The sequence below is a fragment of the Psychromonas sp. genome, assembly GCF_983033635.1.
The window spans coordinates 1-17,440 of the sequence record NZ_CEZLMY010000028.1 but is presented as its reverse complement, the minus strand read 5'-3'; the positions used below and the strand labels follow the sequence as shown (position 1 = coordinate 17,440).

General features: G+C 41.6%; 18 protein-coding genes. 9 read left to right on the top strand and 9 right to left on the bottom strand.

Features of this window, described 5'->3' with window-relative positions; all coding sequences use genetic code 11:
• Positions 1-54: 54 nt before the first annotated feature.
• From tsaC to AC4GME_RS06075, 6 genes are all read right to left on the bottom strand, one after another.
• Positions 55-618, bottom strand: coding sequence for an L-threonylcarbamoyladenylate synthase type 1 TsaC (gene tsaC, locus AC4GME_RS06100; RefSeq protein ID WP_490375762.1), 564 nt, complete (start codon positions 616-618; stop codon positions 55-57).
• A gap of 12 nt (positions 619-630) precedes the next feature.
• The gene (gene purE / locus AC4GME_RS06095) at positions 631-1,140 is read right to left on the bottom strand and encodes a 5-(carboxyamino)imidazole ribonucleotide mutase (protein WP_490375761.1); all 510 of its coding nucleotides are present in this window, start codon (positions 1,138-1,140) and stop codon (positions 631-633) included.
• Between the two features lie 60 nt (positions 1,141-1,200).
• Positions 1,201-1,764 carry a DNA topoisomerase family protein gene (locus AC4GME_RS06090; protein WP_490375760.1) on the bottom strand — a complete coding sequence of 188 codons (564 nt, stop codon included), beginning with the start codon at positions 1,762-1,764 and terminating at the stop codon, positions 1,201-1,203.
• 1 nt (position 1,765) lies between these two features.
• Positions 1,766-2,239: a Smg family protein gene (locus AC4GME_RS06085; RefSeq protein WP_490375759.1), complete on the bottom strand. Its 474-nt coding sequence runs from the start codon at positions 2,237-2,239 to the stop codon at positions 1,766-1,768.
• A gap of 49 nt (positions 2,240-2,288) precedes the next feature.
• The gene (gene dprA, locus AC4GME_RS06080; RefSeq protein ID WP_490375784.1) at positions 2,289-3,185 is read right to left on the bottom strand and encodes a DNA-processing protein DprA; all 897 of its coding nucleotides are present in this window, start codon (positions 3,183-3,185) and stop codon (positions 2,289-2,291) included.
• A gap of 294 nt (positions 3,186-3,479) precedes the next feature.
• Complete coding sequence (locus AC4GME_RS06075; protein WP_490375758.1) at positions 3,480-4,562, bottom strand: LysM peptidoglycan-binding domain-containing protein; 1,083 nt, start codon at positions 4,560-4,562, stop codon at positions 3,480-3,482.
• A gap of 96 nt (positions 4,563-4,658) precedes the next feature.
• On the opposite strand from AC4GME_RS06075, the gene def reads away from it, so the two are divergent.
• From def to AC4GME_RS06050, 5 genes are all read left to right on the top strand, one after another.
• Positions 4,659-5,171 carry a peptide deformylase gene (def, locus tag AC4GME_RS06070; RefSeq protein ID WP_490375757.1) on the top strand — a complete coding sequence of 171 codons (513 nt, stop codon included), beginning with the start codon at positions 4,659-4,661 and terminating at the stop codon, positions 5,169-5,171.
• Positions 5,172-5,204: 33 nt separating this feature from the next.
• Positions 5,205-6,158 carry a methionyl-tRNA formyltransferase gene (fmt, locus tag AC4GME_RS06065; RefSeq protein ID WP_490375756.1) on the top strand — a complete coding sequence of 318 codons (954 nt, stop codon included), beginning with the start codon at positions 5,205-5,207 and terminating at the stop codon, positions 6,156-6,158.
• 5 nt (positions 6,159-6,163) lie between these two features.
• The gene (gene rsmB / locus AC4GME_RS06060; RefSeq protein WP_490375755.1) at positions 6,164-7,468 is read left to right on the top strand and encodes a 16S rRNA (cytosine(967)-C(5))-methyltransferase RsmB; all 1,305 of its coding nucleotides are present in this window, start codon (positions 6,164-6,166) and stop codon (positions 7,466-7,468) included.
• Positions 7,469-7,572: 104 nt separating this feature from the next.
• Complete coding sequence (gene trkA, locus AC4GME_RS06055; protein WP_490375754.1) at positions 7,573-8,949, top strand: Trk system potassium transporter TrkA; 1,377 nt, start codon at positions 7,573-7,575, stop codon at positions 8,947-8,949.
• Positions 8,950-8,964: 15 nt separating this feature from the next.
• Entirely contained in the window at positions 8,965-10,410 is a 1,446-nt protein-coding gene (locus AC4GME_RS06050) for a TrkH family potassium uptake protein (protein WP_490375753.1), read from the top strand.
• Here AC4GME_RS06050 and rmuC read toward each other — a convergent pair.
• Positions 10,385-11,746 carry a DNA recombination protein RmuC gene (rmuC, locus tag AC4GME_RS06045; RefSeq protein WP_490375752.1) on the bottom strand — a complete coding sequence of 454 codons (1,362 nt, stop codon included), beginning with the start codon at positions 11,744-11,746 and terminating at the stop codon, positions 10,385-10,387. The genes AC4GME_RS06050 and rmuC overlap by 26 nt on opposite strands.
• Positions 11,746-11,991 (bottom strand): hypothetical protein, encoded by a 246-nt coding sequence (locus AC4GME_RS06040; RefSeq protein WP_490375751.1) that lies wholly within the window; start codon positions 11,989-11,991, stop codon positions 11,746-11,748. The genes rmuC and AC4GME_RS06040 overlap by 1 nt, the downstream gene beginning before the upstream one ends.
• Before the next feature lie 333 nt (positions 11,992-12,324).
• On the opposite strand from AC4GME_RS06040, the gene AC4GME_RS06035 reads away from it, so the two are divergent.
• Together AC4GME_RS06035 and glmS are read left to right on the top strand one after the other, a co-directional pair.
• Positions 12,325-13,095, top strand: coding sequence for a DeoR/GlpR family DNA-binding transcription regulator (locus AC4GME_RS06035; protein ID WP_490375750.1), 771 nt, complete (start codon positions 12,325-12,327; stop codon positions 13,093-13,095).
• A gap of 29 nt (positions 13,096-13,124) precedes the next feature.
• Positions 13,125-14,957 (top strand): glutamine--fructose-6-phosphate transaminase (isomerizing), encoded by a 1,833-nt coding sequence (gene glmS, locus AC4GME_RS06030; RefSeq protein ID WP_490375749.1) that lies wholly within the window; start codon positions 13,125-13,127, stop codon positions 14,955-14,957.
• A 406-nt stretch (positions 14,958-15,363) separates the two neighbouring features.
• Here glmS and AC4GME_RS06025 read toward each other — a convergent pair whose 3' ends face one another.
• The gene (locus AC4GME_RS06025; protein WP_490375783.1) at positions 15,364-16,293 is read right to left on the bottom strand and encodes a LysR family transcriptional regulator; all 930 of its coding nucleotides are present in this window, start codon (positions 16,291-16,293) and stop codon (positions 15,364-15,366) included.
• A 111-nt stretch (positions 16,294-16,404) separates the two neighbouring features.
• On the opposite strand from AC4GME_RS06025, the gene AC4GME_RS06020 reads away from it, so the two are divergent.
• Together AC4GME_RS06020 and AC4GME_RS06015 are read left to right on the top strand one after the other, a co-directional pair.
• Entirely contained in the window at positions 16,405-16,695 is a 291-nt protein-coding gene (locus AC4GME_RS06020; RefSeq protein WP_490375917.1) for a putative quinol monooxygenase, read from the top strand.
• 59 nt (positions 16,696-16,754) lie between these two features.
• Positions 16,755-17,411: an NAD(P)H-dependent oxidoreductase gene (locus tag AC4GME_RS06015; protein WP_490375891.1), complete on the top strand. Its 657-nt coding sequence runs from the start codon at positions 16,755-16,757 to the stop codon at positions 17,409-17,411.
• Positions 17,412-17,440: the final 29 nt, after the last annotated feature.

Here is a 17,440-nt window from a genome sequence, read left to right as displayed (position 1 = left end):
GGCTAATCTATCACTTATCAACATTTTACAAAACAGCGAATTTAGCCAGGGGAATTAACGTAAGCGTTTTCCAGAGGCTGCATCATAAATTTGCGATGGCGCTGATAATCCAGAAACAGGCGCATCAATAATTGTCTCTAACAGGGGGTGATTTAAAAACATATCAGCAACTTGCCGGCTATTCGTGCAGGGCGCTAATCCAGATAAATTTGCGCTAGTGGAGATGATCGGTTTGCCGAACTCTAAACACAATTGCTGAACAAGCGGGTGTGCGCTTACTCTTACCGCAACGCTGTCAAAATCGCCACTGATCAGCTTGGAAAGATTTTTTTTAGCGGCTACGACCCAAGTAAAAGGCCCCGGCCAACTATTTTTTATTGCTGCTAGCTGTTTTATGTTTAATGAAGAAAAATCGGCATAATTTTCTAATTGCTCGATATTGGCTGCAATTAAAATCAGACCTTTGTGAGCTGGTCGCTGCTTGATTTCTAGGATATTTTTAATGGCGTTATCACAATCAGGATCGCAACCAAGACCAAAAACAGATTCAGTAGGATAAGCAATAACGCCCTGAGTTTGTAAAACATTCAGGGCGTTAGAAAGATCAATATCATTCATTGACAGAGGCGATTACAGGCTTGCTAATTTAACTTGTAATGCTGCATCTTTGGCTAATACAGCTTTGGCATTTTCGGCGCGATCATCGGCAACACGCTGCGCTAAAGTATCGTCTGCAACAGCAAGAATTTGCGCTGCCAGGTAAGCCGCATTTTTTGCTCCAGCTTTGCCGATGGCAACAGTTGCCACAGGTACACCTGCCGGCATCATTACCGTAGAAAGAAGGGCGTCTTTACCCTGCAAAGGACCGCAGTCAACTGGAACACCGATAATTGGACGAGTTGTTATACCCGCAACTGCGCCTGCCAGGTGAGCAGCAAGACCGGCTGCGCAGATAAATATTTTACAGCCGCGTGCTTCCGCGTCTGTGACGTAAGAATGAGTTGCCGCAGGCGTACGGTGTGCGGAAGTAACTTTAACTTCAAAAGTGATATCAAATGATTTCAGTACATCAATAGTACTCTGCATTACCGGCAGGTCTGAATCTGATCCCATTAGAATGGCAACAAATGGTTTGGTCATAGTGGTTTCCTCACAGAATTAATCGGCTAAAAAATAGCAAATAGGTAAAAGAGATGACGATTATATAGGCTTACTGCGGTAACCACACCCTTTTTTTGGACATATTATGCGAAGTGCACTGGCCGTTTTCCGTTCAACCAGGATTGGCCAGTGGCAGTCTGGACAGAATTCATTAACGGGTTTGTCGTTGACTACGTATTTACAGCTTGGGTAGTTATCGCAGGCATAAAAGGTTTTTCCATAACGAGACTGGCGTTTAATTAGTAGACCTTTTTTACATAATGGACAGGGGACTTCGCTCTGTTTTTCTTTTTTTTCTGTTTTTTCTGAAAGTTGCGCGGTATGTAAGCAATCAGGATAAGCACTGCAGCCGATAAACAAACCATAACGGCCCTGTTTTAAAACTAACTCTTCTTCACACAGAGGACAGCTTGTGCCTGTAAGCACTTTTTTTATTTCGCTTTTTTCATGTAAAGGTCGTAAATAAGTACATTCCGGGTAGTTTGAGCAGCCCAAAAAAGCACCTTGTTTACCATTGCGAATATGCAAGAGGGAGCCACATTCAGGACAGATCTCATGTTGTGGGGGCTGATCCGTATGTAAACCTTGTGAGCTTTTGGTCATATTAATGAATTAGCCCGTCTTCAAAATCAAGCAGCATAGATTCAAGCTGTAAAAAAGCATCACTACTATTTGGATCGTTAAATAGCACCATTAAGATTAACCATTTAAGATCATGGAGTTGTAATGCGGTGATATCCAATGACATGGCACAATCGATCACAATTTCGCGGGTGTGAGTGTTTAATATGTCAGCTTGCTCCAAGTACGAGATATAACCCTGACAATCACTGGCTAAACGATCTTGTTCAATTGAACTATAAATTCGGTGTGACGTTACTTTAGCTAATTGTGTTCTGCTTTGTGGATTTTGCTGGTGCAGGCTCGCGAGATTATCAAGCCAAGCGAGGGCCTTGGAGATATCATTTTTTTGAAATCCCTCTTCCAATAATTCATCGGTGATCTCTTGCGCGTCGATCTCAATGGTTTGATCAATTTGCATGTAACTTTCAAAGAGATATATGATTACTTCGAACATATTTAGCCTTTTAACTTTCAAAGAGATAGATGGTTATTTATAAGCATATTTAGCCTTTTAACTTAATGTAACCTTGTGCAGTAGCTGTAATACTACCAGTTATCTCCAATTCTATTAACTGATTTTGTAAGCTAAGCAGATCTAAACCACTACGCTTGAGTAGCTGCTCAAGTGTGGTGATATGAAAATCAATATGTGCCAATAAAGGGTGGCTTGCTGTTTTCTGGCTATGTTCTGCTTTATTAATTACTGGCTTGGTAAGCGATAAATGACTAAATTCATTGCAAATATCTTCTGTATTAACGACCAGTTTTGCCCCTTGTTGAATCAGTTGATGGCATCCGCAAGCTTCCGGATTATCAATTGAACCTGGTAATGCAAAAACATCTCTATTTTGTTCAATTGCATAACGAGCCGTGATCAGTGAACCACTGCGTTTCGATGCCTCAATCACCAGTACACCTAAACTTAACCCTGAAATAATTCTGTTACGCCGTGGAAAATTACTTGCTAATGCGGGGGAGTCTGGCCAAAACTCCGAAATTAATAAACCCTCCTCGATAATTTGCTGCGCAAGTTTATGGTGGCGTTTGGGGTAAATATTCCCCAGGCCAGTGCCTAAAACGGCAACTGTTTTGCCCTGTTTATCAAGTGCCCCTTGATGGGCTAAACCGTCAATGCCAAGTGCTAAACCACTGGTAATAGTAAAACCTGCATCACTTAATAATCCTGCAAACTGATAGGCCTTTTCTTGCCCGTAAGGTGTGCACTTACGGCTACCAACTAAAGCAATTTGTGGTTGTGATAAAAGGGAGATATCACCCTGCGCATAAAGTAGTAATGGCGGGGTAGTTATCTCTTTTAATTGGTTGGGATAATGGGGACTGTCAAAACAGATAATATGTTTATCTGAGCTACTTGCTAACCAGTTTAAGCTACTGTCTATTAGGCTGTTATCTGGATTTTGTAATGCGCAAATTTGCTGCTCTGTTAGCCTGTATAGCTGTAGTTGCTGTGTTGATAGTTGAAAAAGCTGCTCTATGGAGTGTCGGGAAAGTAGTTTGAAAACGGTGCGTTTTTGCAGTGTTGGGATAGCGTCCAGTGCTACCCAACGTCTGATATGGTCTTCATTATTTAATTCATTACTTGCTTGATTAAACAGCTCGATTTTAATTGTCCTTTAAAAAGGTTTTGGTCACTTGAAAATGCAATAAAACGCATTTCAAGTGACTTGCTTATATTAAAACTCTAGACCTTGTATTTTATAGCGTGCGCCCATGATATCCGTGCTGCGCATAACTATTGCAATACTCACTTTTTCGTACACTTTAAATACCATAAGTTCGCCAACACGTTCTGCCGGGATAATTAAATCGGGATCGCCAAGTTGCTCAAATTTATTTGCATCTTCCTGATAGGCGATTTTATCATCGCTTATTAGCACTCCCGGGCCGGATTGTAAGATAGAGAACATAGAGCCAATCTGGATCTTTTCCCGTTTACCCTTGTTGATTACAACAATATCCCACTTACCAATGGCAACGGCATTATTAAGTGCCGCAAGGATTTGTCCGCTCGTCGATGCAGGAACGGGCTGTGGTAGAAAGAATGCAGGGAAACTTTCGTGTTCAGGAATTGGTAAAATAAGATCTCCCTGACGGGCTTCTCTGGAGCTTTTTAAGAAGTCATGCGGTGTAACTTTGTCAGTGCCGCTTACATTGGGGTTTTTAGATACTTCAGAATGCCCGATAAAGGTGAGCTCAGTACCTAAAAATTCATCTGTCTCAGGATCGAAGTATTTATCACCTAAACGGTAAACACCATACAGTTTATTTTTATCATATTTGCCCTGACCATAGAATACGTCACCCTCAAAAAAACGAGGCGTAGCGATAGCATCGCCTAATAAGCGCGGGGCCTGCGCTAATAACTCGGGATTAATTACATGGTCTTTGGATAAAAATGCAGAGATGGCCGCTAGCGGAATCGTCGGGATTGGCTCTCTTTTTTCTGCTAAACGCGGAGTCGGCGATAATTTTTTCAATTGCTTACGCGTTATTTTCGGTTCACCGTCAATCCAGATAAGGGTTAAAACATCACCAGGATAAATAAGGTGGGGGTTTTCAATTTGGCTGTTTGCTTGCCATAAACGTGGCCATAACCATGGTGTATTTAAGAAGTGAGCAGAAATATCCCATAGGGTATCGCCTTTCACAACAGTATAAGTTTCAGGATGATCTTCTTTTAGGGTTAGCACATCGGCAAAAGCTGCGATAGAAAGGACAACACCTAGTAAGAAAGAGGTAATTAGCTTTAATTTCATAACAATCCCTGTCTCGTGAGTAATAAAACTTTTTTTTGCATAAGGAAATGACTAAAATAGTGTTCTTTAACATTAACTATAGAGCAAGATAATATCATGGCTTTACTCGAAGTATTACATTTTCCAGACCAACGACTAAGAACGGTTGCTAAAGCTGTTGTTGAGATCACACCAGAGATCAAAGAGGTAGCTGCAAACATGCTTGAAACTATGTACCAGGAAAACGGTGTAGGTCTTGCTGCAACTCAAGTTAATATTCATCAACGCATTGCTGTTATTGATACTTCTGAAAGTCGAGATCAGCCAATGGTACTTATTAATCCACTGATTATAGAACAATCTGGAGAAGAGGTGTCTGAAGAAGGTTGTCTTTCTGTTCCTGATACCAATGCAGATGTTAAACGTGCAGAATTTGTGACACTGCAGTACTTAGATCTTGAAGGTAATACACATGTAATAGAAACCGATGCTTTGCTTGCGGTTTGTATTCAGCATGAACTTGATCATCTTAAAGGCAAGTTGTTTATTGATTACCTCTCGCCATTTAAGCAAAAACGGATCAAAACTAGACTTGAAAAACTACAACGTCACAATGAAAAATTTGCATAATTTTTAAACCTCCATCTATAACTAAGGCTACTTGTGGATAAATTAAATATCGTTTTTGCCGGCACACCTGATTTTGCAGCCAAACACCTCTCTGTTCTGCTTGAATCTGAATTTAATGTGGTTGCTGTTTATACGCAGCCGGATCGCCCTGCCGGACGAGGAAAAAAATTAACAGCAAGTGCCGTTAAAGAGGTTGCTGTAGCACAAAACATTCCCGTTTATCAGCCTGAGAATTTCAAAGAAGCAGGCAGTGTTGAGCAGCTTGCCGCTTTAAATGCCGATATTATGATTGTTGTTGCATATGGCTTGATTTTGCCCAAAGTCGTATTAGAAACGCCCCGTTTGGGCTGTTTAAATGTGCACGGTTCATTATTACCCCGCTGGCGTGGTGCGGCTCCAATTCAACGCGCTATTTGGGCAGGAGATAGCGACACTGGTGTAACCATAATGCAGATGAATGAAGGTTTAGATACGGGTGACATGCTTAGTAAAGTGAGCTGCCCTATCGCCAGTGATGAAACCAGCGCCTCGCTTTATGAAAAACTCGCACAACAGGCACCTTTGGCCTTAGTTGATACGATTAAGCAATTAGTTAAAGGTGAATTAAAGGCTGAAGTTCAAGATGAAGGTTTAGCTAATTACGCCAAAAAGCTCAGCAAAGCTGAAGCATTAATTGATTGGTCAAGCGAGGGGGCGTTTATCGAACGTTGTATTCGCGCCTTTAATCCATGGCCGATGAGTTATTTTATGCTGTCAGGCAAAGCGGTAAAAGTGCATCAAGCAAGTTTACTTGCTATCACTAGCGAAGAAGAGGTTGGCACTATTATCAGTGCCGATAAAAAAGGGATTCAAGTTGTAACGGGTAAAGGGGTATTGAACCTTGATGTTATCCAGCTTGCCGGTAAAAAAGCGATGTCTGTACAAGATATTTTAAACTCTCGCCGTGAACTGTTTGCGTTGGGTACTAACTTACAACAACAAGGTTAATTTAGATGAATGTTAGAGCATTAGCCGCCAAAGTATTAAATCAGGTCGTTGAGCAGGGGCAATCATTATCACAGGCACTCCCAGCCGCTCAGCAGGATCTCTCTGCGAAAGATAAAGCATTATTACAAGTTTTTTGTTACGGGGTTTTGCGTACATTACCTCGTTTGGATTTTTTCTGCCGTTCATTGATGAAAAAGCCATTAAAAGGAAAACAACGTGCAATGCACTTCCTGATTTTAGTGGGTTTTTATCAGCTTCTTTACACCCGTATTCCTAGCCATGCGGCTGTAGGGGAAACGGTTAATGGTGCTAAAGCACTTAAAAAACCCGCCCTAAAAGGGATGGTAAATGGCGTTTTACGTAGTTTTTTACGTGAGCAGGCAGATTTAATCGAAAAAGCCGATAAACAAGATACACTGGTTTATTGTCACCCGGGCTGGTTAGTTAAACGCTTGCAGGCAGCTTATGGTTCTGATCTTGCAGCTAAAATTATGGATGAAAATAATCAGCAGGCACCTATGTGGTTGCGGGTTAATGTCCTTCATCATAGTCGTGACGAGTATCAGGCTTTATTAAATGAAGCTGAATTAAACAGCTTCAGTGCACAAGATGCAGAAAATAATAACGCCTTACGTTTAGAAAAAGCCACAGATGTTTATAAACTTCCTGGTTTTGAGCAGGGTTGGGTTTCTGTGCAGGATGGCGCTGCTCAATTAGCCGCTCATTATTTAGATGCACAACCTGGTGAGTTGATTTTAGACGCATGTTCTGCGCCTGGCGGAAAAACGGTACATACTTTAGAGTTACAGCCGGAAATCAAACAGATGGTTGCTGTTGATGCCGATCAAAAGCGTCTGCTCCGAGTGCAGGAGAATTTAGATCGTCTCCAGCTATCTGCAACGGTAATTCATGGTGATGCTTCTAAACCAGATAGCTGGTGGAGTGGCGAGTTATTTGACAGAATTCTTTGTGATGCTCCGTGTAGCGCCACTGGGGTTATTCGCCGTCACCCAGATATTCGCTGGTTACGCCGTGACAGTGATATCGCGGAGCTGGTTACTTTACAAAAAAGCATCTTAAATGCGTTATGGGATAAATTAAAACCCGGTGGAATTTTACTTTATGCAACATGCTCTATTTTGCCGGATGAAAATGACTTACAAATCAAAAGCTTTTTGCAAAACAGAAGCGATGCCTCATTAATTCCGCTTTCAGCTCAATATAATAGTCAAGAGAAAGGGCGTCAGTTATTGCCCAATGAAGCAGGAATGGACGGCTTTTATTATGCGAAGCTGCAAAAGTCGTTATAATAAATTGCACTCGGCATAGGCTCTGAATAGCTATTTCTTTAATGCAATAGCTATAAACCGCGTTTAAATTTTACGATAAAATCACAGATGGATAATGAAGTCGCATGAAAATTATTATTTTAGGTGCTGGACAGGTAGGCGCATCACTGGCTGAAAATCTGGTTGGTGAAAATAACGATATTACCGTTGTTGATTTATCTAGTGAGCGCTTACAAGAGCTGCAGGACCGTTTTGATCTGCGTGTTGTGCAGGGCAGTGCTTCTAGTCCCAGAACCTTAGGTGAAGCGGGGGCTGACGATGCGGATATGCTGATTGCGGTCACTAACTCCGATGAAGTAAATATGGTTGCCTGCCAAATCGCCTTTACCCTGTTTAATGTGCCTAAAAAAATAGCCCGTATTCGTTCGCAAAGTGTTGTTATGCATGAAAAAGAGCTATTTAACAGCAACGCGTTTCCGATCGATCATATTATTGCTCCAGAAAAACTGGTCAGTGATTATATTATGCAGTTAATTGAACACCCCGGTGCATTGCAAGTTGCTAACTTTGCTGGCGGTAGAGTGGGACTGGTGGCAATTAAAGCTTATTATGGCGGTTCACTGGTTGGTAATGCGATTTCGACATTAAAAGAGCATATGCCAAATATCGACGCTCGGGTTGCTGCTATTTTCAGAAGAGGCAAAGCGATAAGACCACAAGGCACTACGATTATCGAAGCGGATGATGAGGTGTTTTTTATTACTGCCAGGCAGCATATCCGCGCAATAATGAGTGAGATGCAAAAACTTGAGCAGCCATATAAGCGCATTATGATTGTTGGCGGTGGCTATATCGGTGAAAGTTTAGCGAAACGTCTTGAGAAAGAAAACTCCGTTAAACTTATCGAAAAGAATTTAAAACGCGCAGAGTACCTGTCTGAAAACCTATCTAATACCATAGTGTTTTGTGGTGATTCATCGGATCAGGAGTTGCTTGCAGAAGAGCATATTGATCAAATTGATCTGTTTATTACCGTTACCAATGATGACGAAGCAAATATTATGTCCGCGATGTTAGCAAAACGGATGGGCGCACGTAAGGCGATGGTATTAATCCAGCGTAATGCCTATGTTGATCTTGTGCAGGGCAATATTTTAGATATTGCTATCTCGCCACAGCAGGCAACCATTTCAGCGTTATTAACGCATGTGCGTAAAGCTGATTTAAAACATGTTTACTCATTACGAGAAGGTGTTGCTGAAGCGATAGAAATCGTCGCGCGAGGTGATAGCATGACCTCTAAAGTGGTTGGTAAAGAGCTGTGTCAGCTTAAATTGCCACGCGGTACCAGCATTGGCGCAATTGTTCGCAATAACCAGGTATTAATCGCACATGATAATACTGTGGTTGAAACAGACGATCACGTTATTTTATTCCTGGTGAATAAAAAATATATCAGCGATATCGAAAAACTATTTCAACCCAGCCCATTCTTTTTATAACGCAGATTTGCTCCTATGGTATATCGCCCGCTCTTTTTTATTACAGGTTTGGTGCTGTCAAAAATGGCAGTATTTATGTATTTTCCGATGGCCTTGGCATTTTATAATGATAGCTTAGGCGGTGTTGAGTTTTTATCGGCGATCGTAATTACTCACTTGGCCTCTTTCTTTTTTCTGCTTTTAGGCGGTGAAGAAAACCGCTCCCGCTTGGGTGTGCGTGAGATGTTTTTATTAACCACAGGCGTTTGGGTCTTAGCCAGTTTGTTTGCCGCTTTACCCTTTGTGTTAATTGAACATATCAGTTACAGCGATGCCTTTTTTGAAACCATGTCGGGCATTACTACTACCGGTAGTACGGTTTTACATGGTTTAGATAGCATGCACCCGAGTATTTTATTATGGCGCTCTATTTTGCAGTGGCTAGGAGGGGTGGGGTTTATCGTAATGGGCGTGGCCATTTTACCATTTTTAAATGTCGGTGGTATGCGTCTCTTCCAAACTGAATCTTCCGATTGGTCTGATAAAGCGGAGTCCAAAACACGTCGTGTGGCAATTGATATCCTGCTGGTTTATCTTATTTTAACGACCTGCTGTTTTATTGGTTATCGCTTTTCAGGAATGGGAGGCTTTGATGCGTTAAACCATGCTATGACCACTATCTCAACGGGCGGTTATTCAACATCAGATAGCTCGATGGGTAACTTTTCACACAGCGCTCACTGGAATGCCATTATCTTTATGTTTCTCGGTGGCTTGCCATTTTTGCTCTTTATTCGCGCATTCAGTCACCGTAATATTTTATACCTGCTTAATGATGCTCAGGTCTTAGGGTTTATTAAATTAGTGTTGTTTTGTGCAATCGGTTTAACTGCTTATTTAACATTAAGCGGGCAGTTTTCATTATCTGATGCAGTAAGGTTAAGCCTGTTTAATGTTATTTCGGTGGTGACAACAACTGGATTTGGTTTGGATGATTTTATCACTTGGGGTGATTTCAGTGTGATGGTCTTCTTCGGCCTGTTCTTTTTTGGCGCTTGTTCAGGCTCGACAGCGGGTGGGATTAAAATATTCCGCTTTCAAATTGCCTTGAGCCTGTTAAGACGTCAGCTTATGTTACTGATGCACCCGCATGGCATCTTCCCGCAAAAATATAATAACCGCACCGTCAGTGATGATATTTTACGATCTCTGATCGCCTTTGTTTTGGCATATCTGGCTACTATTATTGTTGCCACCCTGCTGTTAACTTTATTTGGCTCAACAGCTATGGTTGCACTTAGCGCAGCGATAACCGCTGTTTCTAACGTTGGACCCGGGCTTGCGCCTTCGATTGGCCCATCGGGTAATTTTGCACATTTTCCCGATATTTCAAAATGGGTGTTATCTATCTGTATGTTGATGGGGCGCTTGGAAATACTTACAGTTGTTGTGATGTTTACTCGTCATTTTTGGCGTCGCTAGTTTCCGCTAGCAGATTTGAGCGCTCAACCAGGGTATCGGGTAACGGCTGTTTGATCGGTATACCCATCCCTTTTAAGCTTTCCGCCTGTTGGATAATATTACCTCGTCCCTGGCTTAACTGTTTTAGTGCATGGTCATAAGTGCTTTGTGCTTTACCCAATTGTGAGCCCAGATCGAGCATATTCTGGCTAAACAGACGCAGCTTGTCGTATAACTTACCCGCCTGATTGGCAATTAAACGTCCATTGTGCTCCTGCTGTTCAAAGCGCCATAAGTTTTCAATGGTGCGCAGTGCAATCATTAGATTGGTCGGGCTGGCAAGCAGGATATTATTATCCAGCGCCAACTTAACAAGCTCAGGATCATGTTCAACAGCGGTAATAAATGCGGGCTCAACGGCAACAAATAACAGTACATAATCAAGGCTGTTTGTGCCAATTAACTTCTGATAATCTTTTTTACCCAAGCCTTTAATATGCTGACGAACAGAGAGGATATGCGCTTGTAACGCTTCTTTTTGAGCTTGCGAATCGTCGGCATTAAAAAAACGTTCGTAAGCCACTAATGACACTTTTGAATCGATAATAATATTTTTGTTTTGCGGTAAATTAACAATTACATCGGGTTGCAGGCGTTGTCCATTTTCATTTTTAAAACTTATTTGTGTTTGGTATTCATGTCCTTCACGCAGGCCGGATGATTCTAAAATGCGCTGTAAAACCACCTCACCCCAATTGCCTTGTTGTTTATTGTCACCCTTTAATGCGTTGGTGAGGTTACTGGTCTCCTGTTGCATTAACTCATTGAGCTTTGCCAGTTTAGCCACTTCATTTTGTAAGTTGTAACGTTCCTTGCTTTCATTAAGATAACAATCGCTTACCTGTCGTTTAAATCCTTCTAACTGCATTTTTAATGGATTTAGAAGCTGGTTAAGACTGTCTTGATTGAGCGCTTTAAACTGTGCGGATTTATCGTTGAAAATACGTTGTGACAGTAATTCAAACTGGTCACTTAGCTTCTCTTCACTAAGCTGTTGATCGCGCAGGCGCTGTTCACCGGCCAGCAAGCGCACTTCCGATTCTCGTAACCGTATTGTCAGTTTGCTGGTTTGCAGTTGTAATGAATCGATAAAAAGTTGTTTTTCCTGCAGTTGCTCATTTTTTTCCTGATTAAGCCCTGTTTGAAAATGCAGTTCCTGTTCGCTTAATTTGAGTTTTAAATTGAGCTCATTATTTGATTTTTTCAGACTAAAATAGCAGTAAAGCGAGAGAGTAATAATTGCAAAAAAGGGCACTAGAGAGCTCAATAAAAGCGTTTCATTTGTAAGAGAAAACATTAGTACTCTAATTTTTTTAAGTAAGAAACAACGGTTTTATTGCAGCGATTCCAAAGTAGTAAATAGCTTAGGTAAATAGCTAAAACCCCCCATTTATGTATGTTTTTTCCTTGGTCTAATTGCTGAAAAGTAAAATCGCCAGAATATGAATTCATCAGTGTGATATATAACAGTATGATAATTGGGATGGTATAGATAGTGGACAACTTCCAAAGCAATAATAATAACTGACTAAAATGTAACATCGACTATTCCAAATGATATAAACAGAGAAAACCACTACCCTGTCTAACTTTAAACAGTTACATGCAATAAGTGAATGTTTAATTCCAACTATTGGTGCACAAGTAATATATCTTTTTGCATCAAAAGCTATCATTCCCAGCGTTCGCGTAAAAAGCAATGATATTGCTGAGCTTCTCGACGATAGCTAATACGACTATTCGAACCTCCAGTAATGGCATATATCTAATTTCATGATGAAAAGTAGATGTTTTTATCGGAAAATGTCAACAAAGGTTGTGTTTTTATTTCGCTTTGTTACTATAAGTTTCAATCGAAACAAAAGCGAAATGTTAATGCAGAAACGAAACAGTCAACAACGTCGTCACACTATTCTTAGTTTATTAAATGAGCAGGGTGAAGTGAGCGTGGACCAATTAGCAAGTCGTTTTGCAACCTCAGAAGTGACGATCCGTAAAGATTTAACTGCGTTAGAAAAAAATGGCCTGTTATTACGCCGTTATGGTGGTGCTGTTTGTGTACCGCAAGAGCTAATACAAACGACTGCTGAAAACATCTCGCACAATAAACAAAATATTGCCCAAGCTGCTGCCAAACTGATTCGCGATCATAATCGCATTATTATTGATAGTGGCAGTACCACATCGGGGCTGATTCAGGAGCTTAATGATAAACGTGGTTTATTAGTTATGACCAATTCACTACAGCTCGCCAATGCAATCCATGAATTAGAAAACGAACCGACATTGCTGATGACCGGCGGTACCTGGGATCCTCATTCAGAGTCTTTTCAAGGACAAGTTGCAGAGCAGGTTTTACGATCTTATGACTTTGACCAGCTGTTTATCGGGGCTGATGGTATTGATCTTGAACGCGGCTCGACCACGTTTAACGAGCTTACCGGTTTAAGTAAAGTCATGGCGGAGGTTTCGCGTGAGGTTATTGTGATGGTTGATTCTGATAAATTCGGGCGACGAATTCCCAATTTAGAATTGCCCTGGCAGCAAATTTCGGTGTTGATAAGCGATGATAAATTACCTGCAGAGGATGCAGAGAAAATAACTAAACAGGGTGTTCAGGTTATCTTGGCACCTTATTCAAACTAATCTTTATATTAAATAATATAGGCAATAATATGTGTGGAATCGTTGGCGCAGTAGCGCAAAGAGATGTAGCTGAAATTTTACTGGAAGGGTTACAGCGTCTGGAATATCGTGGTTATGATTCAGCAGGTCTGGCGGTCATCTCCGAATCAGGTGAACTACAGAGTCTTCGCCGAGTCGGTAAAGTGAAATCACTGGCAAATGCCGTTGCCGAGCAGCCTGTTTCAGGTGGAACTGGTATAGCGCATACCCGATGGGCAACGCATGGTGAACCCAATGAAGCCAATGCTCATCCGCATATTTCTAATGACACCATTGCCGTTGTGCATAATGGCATTATCGAAAACCATGCAGAATTGCGCACCCAGCTGCAGGCACAAGGTTACCAATTCAGCTCAGATACAGATACCGAAGTCATTACTCATCTGGTACATCTGCACCTGAAAACAGAAATATCGTTACTTAAAGCGGTACAAAAAACAGTTAAACAGCTGGAAGGGGCGTACGGTACGGTAGTTATTGATAAACGCGATCCGCAGCGTATGATCGTTGCCCGCTCAGGTAGCCCGCTAGTAATAGGCTATGGACTTGGTGAGCATTTTGTAGCCTCGGATCAGCTGGCGCTACTGCCGGTAACCCGCCGTTTTGCCTTTTTAGAAGAGGGTGATGTAGCCGAAATTACCCGCAAAGCTGTCAATATCTATGATATCGATGGCAATAGCGTTGAGCGAGAAGTTAGCGAGTCCGAAGTCAGTCATGATGCGGGTGATAAAGGCCAATATAAACATTACATGCTTAAAGAGATATATGAGCAACCTGTAGCACTGCAGCGTACCATTGAAGGTCGCATTGCCCATGGTAAAGTTGAAGATAATGCCTTTGGTGAAGGCGCGGCACAACTTCTAAAAGATGTTAAACATGTGCAGATTATCGCTTGTGGTACCAGCTATCACTCTGCGATGACTGCGCGTTACTGGTTTGAATCACTAGCGGGGGTCTCTTGTAATGTTGAGATAGCCTCGGAATTTCGCTACCGTAAATCGATAGTGATGCCTAACAGCTTACTGGTTACTATCTCTCAGTCCGGTGAAACTGCCGATACCCTGGCCGCTTTGCGTCTCGCTAAAGAGAGTGGCTATATGACCAGTCTTACCATCTGTAATGTGCCCGGTTCTTCACTGGTGCGTGAATCCGATATGGCCTATATGATGAAAGCGGGGGCTGAAATTGGCGTTGCATCAACCAAAGCCTTTACTGTACAGCTTGCCGGTTTAATGATGTTAGTTGCGGCTATTGGTCGTCATAATGCGTTAAACGCGCAAGGGGAAGCTGAAATTGTTGCAGCGCTACAAAGCTTACCAGCCAAGATAGAGCAAGCGTTAGGTATGGATAAAGCTATTCAAGATCTCGCTGAAGATTTTGCCGACAAACACCACAGCCTGTTTTTAGGACGTGGCGATCAATACCCGATAGCCATGGAGGGAGCACTTAAACTTAAAGAGATCTCTTATATCCATGCCGAAGCTTATGCTGCTGGTGAACTAAAACACGGCCCGCTGGCGTTGGTCGATGCCGATATGCCTGTGATAGTGGTAGCCCCTGATAACGAATTGGTTGAAAAGCTAAAATCCAATGTTGAGGAGGTGCGTGCCCGTGGTGGGCTGATGTATGTGTTTGCAGATAAAAATGCCAATTTCCACAGCGATAAAACCATGAAAGTATTGGAAGTGCCAACATGCGATCCTTTACTGGCTCCGATTATTTACACCATCCCACTACAACTGCTTAGCTACTATGTGGCTTTGATAAAAGGTACCGATGTAGATCAACCACGAAACTTAGCAAAAAGTGTCACTGTGGAATAACTTTTGTTGTAGGTTTAGGCCATAGCTAATATAGGCAAACAATTACGTTTGCCTTTTTTTATTCTCGCGCTGATCAACCGCTTTTTAACGCACCATCTCAGACAGTACATCCATGTACTGACTGAGATTAGGAAAAAGAAGGGCACGCGGAGCTTAGCCCGCTCATAAGCCTGAACTACCGTTCAATTCGCCCCATGATTTTCCTTGCTAAGGCATTTATTCATCACAATAAAAATGGAAGGGAATCCTTTCTTTTTGTTAAGTTTGCTGAATAGTTTGGATGTTCAAAGTTGTTGTTTTCATAACATTTCAGTCGTTCACTCAATATTATTTAAGCCAAAAGTGCTCGGCATGAATGTTATTAGGTGATCGGCATGGATGGTAATATGCAATTTTAGTCAAAGTGCTATGTGTTTTTATCTAAAATACCCTTATTCACAAGCTGCTCTAAAATCTGCTTACACTTTTCTCTAAACATATCTCGCAGCAAACGTACCGCAGGGGTAATTGATTGCTTACTTGGACAAACCAACCATAACTCCGTGGGACGCGGTTTAAAGTCTGGCAGCACATTCACTAGTTTTCCTGATAACAGATCTGACGACATATCTAAACAAGACTTAGCCGCTAAACCATGGCCCGCCACACACCAGCGCCTGACTAAATCAGCATCATTAGCAATGCGGTTGCTGCTCATTTTGATTTTAAAATCTGCGTTATTTTTCGAGAATTGCCAGTGATCATAAACAACCTCGTACATCTGATAGAAAAGCCCATTATGTGTAACTAACTCATTGGGGTGTTTTGGAGTACCATGTTTTTCCAGATAAGAGGGACTGGCGCACAATACACCAGGTACATCACAAACCTTAAAACCATAAAGGCTTGCATCCGTTGGTGAGCCATAACGTAATGCAATGTCCACCGCATCACGGTAAAAATCGATATTAGTGTCACTAATACTCACCCTTAAACTGACCTTGGGATACTTTTCCATAAATTCATCCAACCAAGGTAACACCATATTGCGCCCGAGATCCGATGACACGGCAATGCGTAATTCACCATCAACAATATCCAGCTCATCTTGCATATCGCGCTTGGCATTATTTAACATCAGCAGGGCCTGCTGACATTGCGGAATATATCGTTCGCCCGCGCTAGAAAGACGCAGCTGTCGCGTCGTACGAATAAACAGCTCAATACCTAAAGCCTTCTCCACCCGTTTAACCGCCACACTGGCGGTAGCTGTGCGCATATCTAAATTCTCGGCCGCGGCAGTAATACTGCGAAACTCCGCTACTTTTAATATAACTTGTAAGTCTTCTAATAACATTATATTCAAATATTTTTTGATAATGTTTCAAATATTACCCTGTTTATGAAAATAAAAACAAGCGCTATTATTCTTTGCATCAACATAAACACACATTTAAAGGATATTTTCATGACTACATTAACTATCGTTGCCAATATTACTGCTAACAATGACAAAATTGAGCTAGTAAAAGCGGAGTTATTAAAACTGATTGATATTACTCGCGCTGAGCAGGGTTGCCTGCAATACGACTTACACCAAGATAATGAAAACCCTGGACACTTTACTTTTTATGAAAGCTGGATATCACGTGAGTTATGGCAAGCACATATGGCGAACCAACACCTGGCAGATTACATGGCAGCGACTGAAGGGGCTGTTGCAGAGTTTACCTTAAGTGAAATGACTAAAATCGCTTAACTTAAAGTGCTAATTAGCTGCTACTTGCGTGGCTGCCTTTGATTAATTGGAGAACAAACATGACACACCCTATTATTGCTGATTTAGAAAAACGTTATACCGCAAAAAGATATGATCCATGCAAACGTGTATCAGCACAGGATCTCGAAGTAATTTATCAAGCCATGCGTTTATCTGCTTCTTCAATTAACTCGCAGCCATGGAAGTTTATTATCATTGAAAGTGACCAAGCTAAACAGCGACTGCATGATACTTTTGCCAACAAGTTTCAATTTAATCAGCCACATATTAAAGCTGCTTCGCATATCATTTTATTTGCCCATAACCCGCAATATAAGCGTGAAGATTATGGCAGAGTAATTGACCAGGATATTGCCGCAAAACGCAGCACTGAACAACAACGAGAGCAAGCCTTCGGTGCATTTGCATTTGTAGATTTAAATACCGACGAAATTGGCAATAATGCGACTTGGACTAAAGCGCAAACCTATTTGGCACTCGGTAACACACTACATACTCTGGCACGCCTTGGTATTGACTCCACCACAATGGAAGGTATAGACAGTGAAATGATCAGCGAAATGTTTGCTCAAGAGTTAGGTGGTTATGTTTGTGATGTGGCGTTAGCTATTGGTTATCACCACAATGAAGAGGATTATAACCTCAACTTACCTAAATCACGCTTAAACCAAGAAGCCGTACTGCAAGTGTTATAATGGATAGCAACTTAGCTTATCAATAATCA